This window comes from Inquilinus ginsengisoli, assembly GCF_031453975.1.
Lineage (GTDB): Bacteria > Pseudomonadota > Alphaproteobacteria > DSM-16000 > Inquilinaceae > Inquilinus > Inquilinus ginsengisoli_A.
Map to the genome: position 1 here is coordinate 751,664 of NZ_JAVDPW010000002.1, position 12,940 is coordinate 764,603.

General features: G+C 69.1%; 12 protein-coding genes. 4 read left to right on the forward strand and 8 right to left on the reverse strand.

The genetic code is table 11. The features are described 5' to 3' along the window. Positions 1-160: 160 nt before the first annotated feature. From E9232_RS07360 to E9232_RS07375, 4 genes are all read right to left on the reverse strand, one after another. The gene (locus E9232_RS07360) at positions 161-1,249 is read right to left on the reverse strand and encodes an LLM class flavin-dependent oxidoreductase (protein WP_309793064.1); all 1,089 of its coding nucleotides are present in this window, start codon (positions 1,247-1,249) and stop codon (positions 161-163) included. A 47-nt stretch (positions 1,250-1,296) separates the two neighbouring features. Beyond that, positions 1,297-2,796 carry an aldehyde dehydrogenase gene (locus tag E9232_RS07365; RefSeq protein WP_309793065.1) on the reverse strand — a complete coding sequence of 500 codons (1,500 nt, stop codon included), beginning with the start codon at positions 2,794-2,796 and terminating at the stop codon, positions 1,297-1,299. 46 nt (positions 2,797-2,842) lie between these two features. Next, positions 2,843-3,823, reverse strand: a complete 981-nt coding sequence (locus E9232_RS07370; RefSeq protein ID WP_309793067.1) for a flavin reductase — start codon at positions 3,821-3,823, stop codon at positions 2,843-2,845. Positions 3,824-3,938: 115 nt separating this feature from the next. Continuing rightward, positions 3,939-5,756, reverse strand: coding sequence for a helix-turn-helix domain-containing protein (locus E9232_RS07375; RefSeq protein ID WP_309793068.1), 1,818 nt, complete (start codon positions 5,754-5,756; stop codon positions 3,939-3,941). A gap of 161 nt (positions 5,757-5,917) precedes the next feature. On the opposite strand from E9232_RS07375, the gene E9232_RS07380 reads away from it, so the two are divergent. The 3 genes from E9232_RS07380 to E9232_RS07390 all read left to right on the forward strand — a co-directional run bounded on the left by E9232_RS07380 (position 5,918) and on the right by E9232_RS07390 (position 7,826). Continuing rightward, positions 5,918-6,496 carry an amino acid synthesis family protein gene (locus E9232_RS07380; RefSeq protein WP_309793069.1) on the forward strand — a complete coding sequence of 193 codons (579 nt, stop codon included), beginning with the start codon at positions 5,918-5,920 and terminating at the stop codon, positions 6,494-6,496. Between the two features lie 169 nt (positions 6,497-6,665). Further along, positions 6,666-7,286 (forward strand): LysE family translocator, encoded by a 621-nt coding sequence (locus tag E9232_RS07385; RefSeq protein WP_309793070.1) that lies wholly within the window; start codon positions 6,666-6,668, stop codon positions 7,284-7,286. Positions 7,287-7,403: 117 nt separating this feature from the next. Next, positions 7,404-7,826, forward strand: coding sequence for a DoxX family protein (locus E9232_RS07390; protein ID WP_309793072.1), 423 nt, complete (start codon positions 7,404-7,406; stop codon positions 7,824-7,826). A 13-nt stretch (positions 7,827-7,839) separates the two neighbouring features. Here E9232_RS07390 and E9232_RS07395 read toward each other — a convergent pair whose 3' ends face one another. Both E9232_RS07395 and E9232_RS07400 read right to left on the reverse strand, forming a co-directional pair. Further along, on the reverse strand, positions 7,840-8,811 hold the full coding sequence (locus tag E9232_RS07395; protein WP_309793073.1) for an MBL fold metallo-hydrolase: 972 nt from the start codon (positions 8,809-8,811) through the stop codon (positions 7,840-7,842). Beyond that, the gene (locus E9232_RS07400; protein WP_309793074.1) at positions 8,808-9,695 is read right to left on the reverse strand and encodes an alpha/beta fold hydrolase; all 888 of its coding nucleotides are present in this window, start codon (positions 9,693-9,695) and stop codon (positions 8,808-8,810) included. The genes E9232_RS07395 and E9232_RS07400 overlap by 4 nt, the downstream gene beginning before the upstream one ends. 129 nt (positions 9,696-9,824) lie before the next feature. Between E9232_RS07400 and E9232_RS07405 the strand changes: the two genes are divergently transcribed. Then, complete coding sequence (locus E9232_RS07405; protein ID WP_309793075.1) at positions 9,825-10,742, forward strand: LysR family transcriptional regulator; 918 nt, start codon at positions 9,825-9,827, stop codon at positions 10,740-10,742. A 4-nt stretch (positions 10,743-10,746) separates the two neighbouring features. Here E9232_RS07405 and doeB read toward each other — a convergent pair whose 3' ends face one another. Both doeB and doeA read right to left on the reverse strand, forming a co-directional pair. Beyond that, positions 10,747-11,754, reverse strand: a complete 1,008-nt coding sequence (doeB, locus tag E9232_RS07410) for a N(2)-acetyl-L-2,4-diaminobutanoate deacetylase DoeB (protein ID WP_309793076.1) — start codon at positions 11,752-11,754, stop codon at positions 10,747-10,749. Further along, the gene (doeA, locus tag E9232_RS07415; protein WP_309793077.1) at positions 11,751-12,929 is read right to left on the reverse strand and encodes an ectoine hydrolase DoeA; all 1,179 of its coding nucleotides are present in this window, start codon (positions 12,927-12,929) and stop codon (positions 11,751-11,753) included. The genes doeB and doeA overlap by 4 nt, the downstream gene beginning before the upstream one ends. Between the last annotated feature and the right edge of the window lie 11 nt (positions 12,930-12,940).

Consider the following 12,940-nt stretch of genomic DNA (forward strand, 5'->3'; position numbering starts at 1 on the left):
CCCCCCTCTCGCAAGGGGAGGGGGGACTCATTTTTGAGTGCGGTCGAAGTCATTGCGAACCTCCGGGACGATCCGGAGGCATTCTGAGAAGCCCCGCAAGCGGGAGAGGCAATCGGGGTATGCCGGAGGATCTGTGAGTCAGACATTCCCAAAGCCAGACCTAGCCTGCCATCGCCAGCTTGGCCGCATCCGCCGCGCGGGACCGCGCCCGTTCCGCGAACACCGGCATGACCTCGCGGATGAACAGCGACAGGGTCTTCTTCTGCAGCTCGAAGGGCAGGTTGAAGGACAGGCCCAGGCAGTACTGGTCGACCCCCGCCGCCTCATAGGGCAGCAGCTTCTCGATCACCTCGTCCGGCGTGCCGAACATCAGGTTCTCGCGCACGCTTTCCGGGCTGTAATTGGACCGGTTGGCCACGACCTCGAACGGCACCGCCTCGGGGAAGCCGTTGGTCACGGTGCCGACATTCTGGAACAGGTTCTCGAAATAGCGGCCGTAATCGACGCTGTGGCGGACCGGCACCTCCCAATCCTCCGGCCGCTCATAGACGCAGGTCCGGCGCTGCATCATGAAGCGCGGCCGCGGCACCTTCGGATGGTCGGCGACCGCCTTAGCGAACTTGTCGCCCAGCACCGCGATCTCCGCCGCCGGGGCGGACAGCGGGGTCGACAGGATGCTGGCGCCGATGCCGACGGCCCAGTCGAAGGTGCCGGGGTCGCGGGCGGCGACCCAGATCGGCGGGTGGCCCTTCTGCAGCGGCTTCGGCACCGAGGTCGCCAGCGGGAACTTCCAGTACTTGCCGTCATGGGCGTAGTCGCCGGCCCACAGCGCCTTCACCGCCGGCACGATCTCCTTGAGATAGGCCACGCCCTCCTGCTGGATCATGCCGCCGGCCATGCGGTCGAACTCGTACTGGTACGAGCCGCGGGCGATGCCGAATTCGAGGCGCCCGCCGGTCAGCTGGTCGCACAGCGCAGCCTCGCCGGCCAGGCGGATCGGGTCCCAGTAGGGCGCGACCAGGGTGGCGGTGCCCAGGCGGATCCGGTCGGTGTGGTGGCCGTACCAGGCTAGGGTGGTGAACGGGTTCGGCGCGATGGTGCATTCGATGGTGTGGTGCTCGGCCGTCCACACGGTCTCGAACCCGCCGGCATCGGCCATCTTCACCAGCTCCAGCGTCTCGGCCATGACGGTCTGCATGTCCCGGGCCGGGCTGAAGCGCTCCATATTGATCGAAACGGCGAATTTCATCGGGTCGCTCTCCCCATTGGGTCGAAAGGTTGCGAGGTGCGGCGCCGTCAGCGCAGGCGGATGACGAACGGGTCCTGGGTCGCGCCGGAGTAGTCGACGACGACGTTCTTGAGGCGCGAGAACTCGCGCATCACCTCGAAGCCGCCGCGCCGGCCGTAGCCGCTTTCCTTGAAGCCGCCATTCGGCGACATGTAGGCGGCGGAGCGGTAGGTGTTGATCCACACCGTCCCGGCATCGACGTTGCGGGCGAAGCGCAGGGCGCGGTCGATGTTCTGGGTCCAGATGCCGGCGGCCAGGCCGTAGCGGGTGTCGTTGGCCAGGCCGATCAGCTCCGCCTCGTCGCGGAACGGCACCACCCCGACCACCGGGCCGAAGATCTCGTCGCGCATGAAGCCCATGTCGTTGCGCGCATCGACCAGCACCGTCGGCTCGTAATACCAGCCGCGCCCCAGCTCCCCCTGCTGCGGCCGGTGCCCGCCGACCGCGATCCGGGCGCCTTCGGCGACGCCGGAGCCGACATAGCCCTCGACCTTCTCGAGCTGGGCCGACAGGGCCAGCGGCCCGATCTCGGTGTCGTCGTTCTCGGGATGGCCGATGCGGATCCGCCGGGTGCGGTCGACCAGGCTGTCGACGAACCTGTCGTAGATGCCGGCCTCGACGAAGCAGCGCGACCCGGCGATGCAGGTCTGCCCGGCCGCGGCGAAGACGCCGGCGACGACGCCGTTCACCGCGCGGTCGAGGTCGACATCGGCGAACACCACATGCGGCGACTTGCCCCCCAGCTCCATCTGGCAGGGCACCAGTTGGGACGCGGCGTTGGCGGCGATCCGCTTGCCGGTCGCGGTGCTGCCGGTGAACACGATCTTGGCCAGGCCGGGATGGCGGGTCAGCGCCTCGCCCGCGGTGGCCCCGTTGCCGGTCACGACATTGACCACGCCGGCCGGGAACCCCGCCTCCATGATGATCTCGGCCAGGGCCAAGGTGGAGGCCGAGGTGTGCTCCGACGGCTTGATCACCACCGTGTTGCCGATGGCCAGACAGGGCGCCAGCGTGCCGGTCAGCAGCATCAGCGGCGAATTCCACGGCGTGATCATGCCGACCACGCCGACCGGTTCGCGCAGCGTCAGGTTCAGCATGTCCAGCTTGTTGACCGGGATGGTGTCGCCCTGCAGCTTGTCGGCCATCCCCGCAAAGTAGAGATAGGCGTCGGGCATGGCCCGCAGCTGGGCCAGCATCTCGCGCAGCAGCTTGCCGTTGTCGCGGGTCTCGATCCGGGCGAGGTCGTCGGCATGCTGCAGCAGCAGGTCGGCCAGCCGGCGCACCAGCTTGCCGCGGTCGGTCTGGGTCATGCGGCGCCAGGCCGGGTCGACGAAGGCGGCCTGGGCCGAGCGCACCGCCGCATCGACATCCTCGGCCCCTGCATCGGCCACCTCGTACCAGGGTTCGGCGGTGGTCGGGTCATAGCTCGCGATATAGCGGCCCGACAGCGGCGCCACGCGCCGGCCGCCGATGAACAGGCCCTGGCGCGACCCTTCGATGCTCTTCACGGAATGACTCATCATGCGTCTCTTCGGTCGGAATTTCAGGGGCGGCTCAGGCGTCGCTGGCCTGCCAGGGGCGGGCGTCGCCATCGATCATCGCGACGCGGCCGCCATCGCTGGAATCGATGTAGATACCGAAGCGGTCGGAGCTGCGTTCGCGCAGGTAGCGCCGCAGCATCGAGCGGATCTCGCGCACCGGGATCGCCTCGAAGGGCAGATCCTCGGGCGCGAAGAAGCGGAGGTCGGGCGGCAGTGCGGCGGCCGGGGCCGCGTCCTCCAGCCGGCCGCGATAGATGATGTAGCCGGGGTCGCTGTCGCCGACGTCGAACACCGCATAGAGGAAGGTGGAGTCGGACAAGAGCGGCAGGGCGCCGACATCGTCGAGGTCGACGGCGTGCTCGGCCCGGCGGCGGCGCGCGGTGGGCAGGCCCCAGCCGCCGTGGCCGTCGGCGCGCAGCAGGATGCGGCCGTCATGCTCGATCAGGTAGCCGACCACCATGCTGTGCGACGGCGACCAGCCGGCCGGCAGCGGGTCCTTCACCGCGGCGTAGCGCCCGCGGCAGAAGCCGAGCGGGGCCGAGGCGCTGGTGCCGAAGGCCTGCACCCGGCCGATCAGCACCATGTGGTCGCCGGCCTCGACCCGGTCGTGCACGGTGCAGTCGAACCAGGTCATGCAGTCGGTCAGCACCGGGGCGCCGGTGTGGACGGTGTCGTGCGAGATCGCCCCGAACTTGTCCGGCGACTTCGACGCGAACAGCGACGACACGTCGGTCTGCGCCTCGTGCAGCAGGTTGACGGCGAAGGCGGTGGAGGTACTGAACGCCGGGAAGCTGGCCGCGTGCCTGCCGATGCAGACCAGCAGCAGGGGCGGGTCGAGCGACACCGAGGTGAAGGAGTTCGCGGTCATGCCGCGCGGCGCCCCCTCCCCGTCCCAGGTGGTGACGACGGTGACCCCGGTGACGAAGGTCCCGAACGCCCGCCGCAGCTCGACGGCGTCGATCGGGCTGTGACCGTTCTGCTGGGGTGCTGACATCCGCGGGGCCTCCTCGATTTCGAGTGAGGCTATTCGCTCGGAACCGGGTGATCTTCCTGCGGTCGAGAGGAAGCGGAGGCGATGATGCTCCTATCCGTCGGAGCAAGCGGGGGCGTCAGCCGCGGCCGGCGCCGTCCTTGACCATGCCGTGCAGCCGGATGGCGAGTTCGAGCGAGAAGCGCCGCTCCGGCGTGTCCAGCTCGATGCCGAACAGCTCGTGGATCCGTGCCAGGCGATAGCGCAGCGTGGTGACGTGCAGGCCCATGGCGTCGGCGCAGGCCTGGTTGCGGCAGCCCTGGTCGAGGAACCGGGCCAGGGTCTCGATATAGGCCGTGCCGTGCTTCTGGTCGTGGCGCGCCACGGCGCCGATCGCGCCGTCGACGAAGCCCCGGACCTCATCGGTGTCGGCGGCCGACAGCAGCACCGGGAACGGCCCGAAATCCTGCGGCGTCAGCACCCCCTGGCGATGGAAGCGGCGGGCCAGCACGATCATGCGCTGGCACTGCTCCCAGGCGCCGGGATAGTCGCCCAGCGCGCGGCACGGCTTGCTGGCTACGACGATCGGGACGGCGTCGAGGACCCGCCGCGCCTCCTCCACGATCCGGCGCATCAGCTTCCGCGCCGCCTCCTCGCCGTCGCCGCCATCGGTCGGCAGCCGGCAGATGATGGCATCGCCGAAGGCCACGGCGCTGGACTGGGGATGCTGTTCCTGCGCCGCGCGGGTCACCGAACGGTGCAGTTCCAGCCCCGTGGCGGTGCCGATGCCGGTACCGGCCGGAAGACCGACCGCGATCAGCAGGGCGGGCACGGCTAGGTCGAAGCCCAGCCGCAGCGCCCGGGCGGTGATGTCGGCCGGGTCGCGCCAGCGCTGCTCGACGATCTCGGAGAACAGGTCGGTCAGGGTCTGCGATTCCGCCCGGAACCGGATGAAGCTGCGCATCATCTGGACGCTGAGCGCGAATTTGGCGCTGTCGAGCAAGAGGTGGTCGAGGTCGCCGAAATCGGTCGAGCGCGGGAACACCATCAGCACGCCGACCGCCTCGCGGTCGATCACCAGCGGCTCGATCCGCGCCGCCACCTTGAACCGCCCGGCGCCATGGTCGAGATGCAGGTCCCAGGCCTCGGCGCGCGGCTGGTCCACGGCGGCGCGGGCCGCCTTCACCAGTTGCCGGTTGAGCGTGGTGCGAACGGCCAGCTGCCAGGCCGCGTCGTCCAGGATCTCGGGCCGCGGCGAACGGCCGGCGACGATCAGGTTGGCGGTCAGGTCCAGCACCACGATCGGGTTGGGAAACACCTCGCCGATCATCGCCGCCGCCGACACCACCGACCCGTCGGCCAGCACCTGCTCCATCAGCGCCGAATTCACCGCCAGCACGCTCTGCAACCGTTCGGCGAAGACGTGCTCGGCCCGCAGCCGGTGCGCCTTGTCGACGGCGATGGCGCCGAGATGGACGATGCTGCCGAGGAAGGCGAGGTCGTCCTCGGTGACCTCGACCACGGTGCGCGACTGCACGGTCAGGACCATGGCGCGGCCCTCGGCGTCGTGGCAGCCCATCGGCAGCACCACCACGGTGCGGTAGCCGCGCTCATGCGCCTCCTGGCGGTAGGCCGGGAACTCCTCGGAGGCGAAGGCGTCGGGGATCACCACCGGCTCGTTGCGCGTCAGGGCGATCAGCGACGGGCTGGTGGCGAGGTTCCAGCGGTTCTCCAGCACGTTCGGGATCAGCGTCGGATCGTGCCGGGCCACGACATAGGCATAGCCGTTCTGCTGGTCGACGCTCATCACCGCGCCCATCGACCACATGCCGTGGTGGCAGGCGGCGTAGACGAGGTGCCGCAGCATGGTGGCGAGGTCGCCGCTGGAATTGATCAGGCTGGCGGCATCGCGAAGCGCGCGGAGCAGCGACCGGTGGTCCAAGGGCAAATGGCTCATCTGCGGAAACGATGCCGAGTTTAGGCGCGGGCGCGCGCCCCACTCTACCTCCCGGCCGGGGGGATTTCAGCGTCCGTTTCCTCCGATTCATAGGAAGACGCCCGCCGCGGCGCTGCCTAGGGTCGCGGCCTCCGAACCAGCCGAGAGCATGAGAGCGCGCCATGACGCTTGAGATCCGCAAGATCGCCGCCCACACGGAGCAGATATTCATCGAGGGCGGCAAGCGCGGCGCCCGGCCGGTGACCTCGGTCATCGTCGCGGCGGTGCTGGCGAACCCCTGGGCAGGGCGCGGCTTCGTCGAGGACCTGCGGCCGGAGGTGCTGGCGATCGCCCCGCCGCTGGCCGAGGCGCTGGTCGCCCGGCTGCTCGAGCTGATGCCGGCGGACCGGATCGAGGCCTATGGCAAGGCCGCGATCGTCGGCACCGGCGGCGAGGTCGAGCACGCCTCCGCCCTGATCCACACGCTGCGCTTCGGCAATGTGTTCCGCAACGCGGTGGGCGGCACCGCCTATCTCAGCTTCACCAACACCCGCGGGCCGGCCGGCGTCACCGTCTCGGTGCCGATGATCCACAAGACCGAGACCGGCAAGCGGTCGCATTTCATCACCGCCGAATTCGCCGTCACCGACGCGCCGGGGCCGGACGAGGTGCTGGTGGCGATCGGTGCCGCGGATGGCGGCCGGCTGCATCCGCGCATCGCCGACCGGTTCCAGGATATGCGGGAGATGGGGCTGGCCTGACCGATGGGCTAGCCGAGCGCAGCGGCCCATTGCCCCGGCGTGAGGCCGTGGCTGCAGGCGCCCTTGGCCCTACCGCCGCGCGGGCCGGTGTCGCACAAGCGTCCAAGACCGGCGTCGCTTCGCCCCTGTAGCCTGGTTCCCATCCGGCGACGCTACAGGGATTCCCATGATGGATCAGCTGCTTTTGGACCCCGGGGCCTGGCACCCCGTCCTGTCGCTGGTCCTGGCGGCCCTGGTGGTGATGGGCAGCCCGGGCCCGTCGACCATCAGCGTCACCGCCGTCGGCGCCGCCTTCGGCTTCCGGCGGTCCCTGCCCTATGTGTCGGGGCTGATCCTGGGCACCACCGCCGTCCTGCTCGCGATCGCCGCGGGGCTGGTCTCAATCCTGCTGTCGCTGCCACGCCTTGCCCCGGTCCTGCTGGGCCTGTCCGTCGCCTACATGATCTATCTGGCGTTCAGGATCGCCACGGCGCCGCCCTTGTCCGAACCCGGCCGGGACGTCCAGGCGCCCGGCCTCGTCGGCGGCTTTCTGCTCGCGGTGGCCAATCCCAAGGCCTATCTCGCCATCGCCGCGGTCTTCACCGGCACCACGCTCGCCGCCGATTCCCGCCTGACGGAAACGATGATCAAGGTGGCGGTGCTGACCGGGATGATCACCCTGATCCATCTCGCCTGGCTGGTCGCCGGCAGCGTCTTTGCCAGACTACTGCACCAACCGACGATATCCCGGGTGGTCAATCTGCTGTTCGCGGCCATCCTGGTGGCGACCACGGCCCTGGCAATTCTTTGATAGGATCGCGAGCGCCTCAGTTCCCGCAAGGTCGCGACTCGCGCCAGCCCAGCAGTTGAACCTGGTATTCCAGTTCGGTTACTCTGCGTATCTTACATGGGGGAAAGGCCGACGAGCATGGATGCATCAGAACCCTCGTGGCGGTCGATCGCTATTCTCATCGGCAGGATCATCTTCGCCGCGGTTTTCATCATGGCCGTGAGCTTCAAGTTCCTCGGCATGGGCGACACCGCGGGCTACATCGCCGCCGCGGGTTTTCCGGCTCCGCTTCTCCTGGCCTGGCTTGCCGCGATCCTGGAATGTGCGCTGGCCATCTGTTTCCTCACGGGCGCGTTCTTCTCGGAAGCGGCGCTCGTCGCCGCGGCCTATGTCCTGTTCCTGGCCTTCGCCTTCCACGGCCCATCGCATTGGGCGGGGAACCAGGCCGAGTTCGGCTTCTTCGTCGATCACTTCTCCTTCATCGCCGGGCTGCTGTTCGCGGCCGTGAACGGTCCGGGGCGGCTGTTGGCGGTCTCCCGGACCGTGATCGGCAGGTCGTAGGCCCGGCGCGGTTTCAGACGCCCTCGTAGACCAGCTTGGTGAAGAGGGCGGGGCCGATGACGAACTGGCCCCATTTCGCGTCATAGGCCGCGGTCGGCTTGGCCGCGACGATCTCCTCCAGGGACCGGCCCTGGCGTTTCAGCGCCGCGACGTTGTCCCGGATCGCCACCAGCATGTCGCGATAGGCCTGGAGCTCCGCCCGGTTGCTGACGGGCTGGCCGTGGCCCGGGATGATGATCGTCTTGTCGGTGGTCACAGCCAGGGTGGCCTCGGCCCCGCGGATCGTGCCGTCGATGCTGCCGCCGGTCGAATAGTCGATGAACGGGTAGATCCCATTCCAGTAGATATCGGCGGCGTGGACGATGTCCGCCTCGGCGAAGGTGACGGAGATGTCGCTGTCGGTGTGGGCCGGGCCGTAATACTTCAGCGCGAGGGTGGAGCGGTTCAGTTGCACGCTCCGGTCCGTGGCGAAGACGTCGGCCGGAATGGCGCCCGGCGGCGATGCCGGGAAGTCGAAGTTCCAGTCCTCGACCCGCTGGGCGGCGATGAGATGCTTGCGGGTGTTCTCATGGGCCAGGATGGCAGCACCTTCGGCATGCAGCCATTCATTGCCGTCGGCATGGTCGAAATGCCAATGGGTGTTGATCAGGTGCGTGATCGGCTCGGGTCCCAGGCTGGCGAGGGCCTTGGTGAGCTGCGGCCGGGACACGCCGATGCCGGCATCGACCAGCAGCTTGCCGTCCGGGCCGGTGAGCACGGCGATGTTGCCGCCGGACCCCTCGAGCACGCTGACATTGCCGCGCAGCGTGTGGACCTGGATCGGCGCCGTGGCCGCCGCCGCGCGGATCGTGTCGACGATGCCGCGGGCCTCGGTAAAGACCTGGTGCGGGGTCAGCCAGCTGCCGTCAGGGGCGAAGGTGGCCGAGCCGCCGCAGCACAGACAGAAGCCCTGGCGTGACGCGACGGGGTGATCGGCCGGCGTCACGGCCCGCCCCCTACCTTCCGATCGAGGAAGTCGCGGATCAGGGGGAAGATCTCGTCGGCCTTGTCCTCCAGGGCGAAATGGCCGGTGTCGAACAGGTGGAATTCGAGGTCCGGCAGGTCGCGCTTGTAGGGGTGGGCGCCGTCGGCCGGAAAGATGACGTCGTTCTGGCCCCACACGATCAGCGTCGGCGGCTTGCGCTCGCGGAAGAAGGCCTGGAACTGGGGGTAGAGCGGGACGTTGCTGCCGTAGTCCTTGAACAGGTCGAGCTGGACGTCCTTGTTCCCCGGCCGGTCCAGCAGCGCCTGGTCGTGGACCCAGTTGTCGGGGGAGATGCGTGAGACGTCGCGCACGCCGTCGGTGTACTGGAACTTCGTCGTCTCCGGCGCCACCAGGAAGGCCAGCGCCTCGCGCCGCGCCGCCGAGTCCTCCGCCCAATACGCCTTGATCGGGTCCCAGAACTGCTTGAGGCCCTCCTCATAGGCGTTGCCGTTCTGAATGATCAGCGCGCTGACCCGCTCGGGGTGCTTCAGCGCCAGGCGGTAGCCGACCGGCGCGCCATAATCCATCACATACATGGCGTAGCGCCGGACGCCGAGCTGCTCCAGCAGCCCGTCCACCACATCGGCGTAGTGGGCGAAGGTGTAGGCGTACTCCCGGTGGTCGGGCATGCCGCTCTGGCCGAAGCCGGGATAGTCCGGCGCGATCACGCGGTAGCGGTCCGCCAAAGCGGGGATCAAATTGCGGAACATATGCGACGAGGTCGGGAAGCCGTGCAGCAGCAGCACGACCGGCGCATCGGCCGGGCCGGCCTCGCGGTAGAAGACCTCCACGCCTTCGATGGCGACGGTGCGATGGTGGGTGACGGCCGGCTTCGGGGCTTGCATCTCGGTCTTCCTCATCTGGAGGGCCTGCGGGGGAGTGACCCATCTGCCGCCGCAAGAGGCTACGGCTTTGTCCCCGTCGCCAGAACGTCTATCGTGGGAAAGCCTTGCTTTCGCCAGCCGGAAGGACCGATGGACCGACTGGACGCCATGCGCGTGTTCGTCACCACGCTCGATGAAGGGAGCCTTGCCGGTGCCGGACGTCGGCTGGGCCGCTCACCGGCCGCCGTCACCCGCGCCATCGCCTTTCTCGAAAGCCAGGTCGGCGTCCAGCTGCTGCATCGCAGCACGCGTGGCCTGCGGCTGACCGATGCGGGCGAACGCTACGCCGCGGCCTGCCGCCGCATGCTGACCGACCTCGAGGAAGCCGACCTGTCGGTGGCCGGCGAACGAACCGCGCCGCGTGGCCTGCTGACGATCACGGCGCCGGTGATGTTCGGAACCCAGATCCTGCGCCCGATCATCGGCGCCTTCCTGCGGGCCCATCCCGACGTCCAGGTCCGCTTCCTGCTGCTCGACCAGATGATCAACCTGATCGAGGAGGGCGTGGACGTGGCGCTGAGGATCGCGGCCCTGCCGGATTCGGCGATGATCGCGCTGCATGTCGGCAATGTCAGGCGCGTGCTGTGCGCCTCGCCGGACTACCTCGCGCGCAAGCCGGCGATCACGGTGCCGGCCGATCTTTCGGAGCATGACTGCATCGCGATCGCCCCGCTGAGCCCGAATGAGGTCTGGAGCTTCCCGCCGGCGCCGGGACACCGGGTGAACCGCAACGTGCGGGTGCGCCCGCGCCTGATGGTCAATGCCGATCAGGCCGCGGTGGACGCCGCCGTGGACGGCGAGGGCGTGCTGCGCGTCATGTCGTACAAGATCGACCGCCACGTCCGGGAAGGCCGCCTCGTCATCCTGCTGCCGGACGACGAGTTGCCCCCGCTGCCCGCCCATCTCATCGCCCCCGAAGGCCGGCTGGCGACCGCCAAGGTCCGGGCCTTCATGGATTTCGCCGCGGCCCGGCTGAAGGCGGTGTTCGCCGACATGAACCGACCGTGACGCCCTAATCCTCCACGGTGCCGATCACCGTCAGGCAGTCCCCCGCCTTGACCAGGCCGGGGAAGTGCCGGGCGGCGAGGATGCCGTTCAGCGCCGCCCGGTATTCCGCCGGCGCCCCGCCGGTGCGGTCGACCGGGTGGATCCGGGCGATGACGTCGCCCTTCCGCACCGGGTCGCCGAGATCGACGCAGGTCTCGGCCATGCCGTCCTGCTCCGCGAAGCAGAAGCAGTCGGAAGACGGCATGTCGAGCCAGCGGCTGGGCGCCGGCTCCACCGCCTCCGCCAGGATGCCGGCATGGCGCAGCAGGTTGCGCACGCCGCGTTTGGCGATGCCGACGGTGCGGGCCGTGGCGGTGCCGCCGCCGCCGAGTTCGGTGGTGACGAAGACCTTGCCCGCCGCCTCGGCCGCGGTGTCGTACATGCCGACGGCGTCGATCTCCAGCATCCGCATCGACCAGGGCGCCGCGAAGGCCGCGACCGCCGCGAAGCTGCGCGCCTCCTGGTCCTTGTCGGGCAGGATATGGGCGGCGGCGAAGGGCACGAAATCCAGCGTCTTCCCGCCGGAATGGAAGTCCAGCACGATGTCGGCCAGCGGCAGCAGGGCGCGCTGGAAATAGTCCGCGATCTTCTGCGTCGCGGTGCCGTCGGGCCGGCCGGGGAAGCTGCGGTTCAGATTGCCCTTGTCGATCGGCGAGGTGCGGGTGCCGGCGCGGAAGGCCGGGTAGTTCATCGCCGGGACGATGATCACCCGCCCCCGCACCTGCGCCGGATCCAGCGTCCGCGCCAGGTCGAACAGCGCGATCGGGCCCTCGTATTCGTCGCCGTGATTGGCGCCGGTGAGAAGGGCGGTCGGGCCCTCCCCGTTCTGGATCACGGCGATCGGGATCATCACCGAGCCCCAGGCGGAATCGTCCCGGCTGTAGGGCAGGCGCAGCGTGCCGTGCTGCACCCCGTCGCGGTCGAAATCGACCGACGGCACGATCGGCGATGGCGGCAGGTCGACACCGGTCATGGCTTGACGAAGAGCTGGCGCGGCACGTCGGCCAGGATCTCGACCCCGCCCTCGGCGATGGCGATGCTCTCGGTGATCTCCAGCCCCATGTCTTCCAGCCATAGCCCGGTCATGAAGTGGAAGGTCATGCCGGGCTCCAGCACGGTGCGGTCGCCCGGGCGCAGGCTCATGGTCCGTTCGCCCCAATCCGGCGGATAGCTCAGCCCGATCGGGTAGCCGGTGCGGTTGTCCTTGGTGATGCCGTACTTCTTCAGCACGCCGAAGAAGGCATGGGCGATGTCCTCGCAGGTGTTGCCCGGCCGCGCCGCCTCCAGCCCGGCCTCCATCCCCTCCAGCACCGCCTTCTCGGCGTCGAGGAAGGCCTGGGTCGGCTTGCCCAGGAACACCGTGCGCGACAGCGGGCAGTGGTAGCGCTTGTAGCAGCCGGCGATCTCGAAGAAGGTTCCCTCCCCGCTGCGCATCGGCTTGTCGTCCCAGGTCAGGTGCGGCGCCGAGGCGTCCGCGCCCGAGGGCAGCAGCGGCACGATTGCGGGATAGTCGCCGCCGACGCCGTCCACCCCGCGGATGCCGGCATCGTAGATCTCGGCGACGAGGTCGTTCTTGCGCAGGCCGGGCTCGACTTTCTCGACGATCCGCTTGTGCATCGCCTCGACGATGCGCGCGGCCTTTCGCATGTAGTCCAGCTCCTGCGGGCTCTTCACCGCGCGCTGCCAGTTCACCAGCGCGGTGGCGTCGGCGAAGCGGGCGTTGGGCAGGTGGCGCTGCAGCGATGCGAAGGCGGCGGCCGAGAACCAGTAATTGTCCATCTCGACGCCGATCGACAGCCGGCCCCAGCCGCGCGAGTCGATGATCCCGGCCAGCCGGTCCATCGGGTGCCGTTCGGTCGACTGCACGTAATGGTCGGGATAGCCGATGATGTTGTCATGCGCGAGATAGGCGGTGCGCTTTGCGCCGTTGGCGTCCTGGCCGCGGCCGTACCAGATCGGCTCGCCCTCCGGCGGCACCAGCACGCCCTGGTGGACGTAGAAGGACCAGCCGTCATAGCCGGTCAGCCACGCCATGTTCGAGGGGTCGCTGACCCACAGCAGGTCGATCCCCTGGCGGGCCATGGCGGCGCGGGTCTTGGCCAGCCGCGCGGCATATTCCTCGCGGCTGAAGTTCAAGGTGACGGACATGGCGGTGCCTT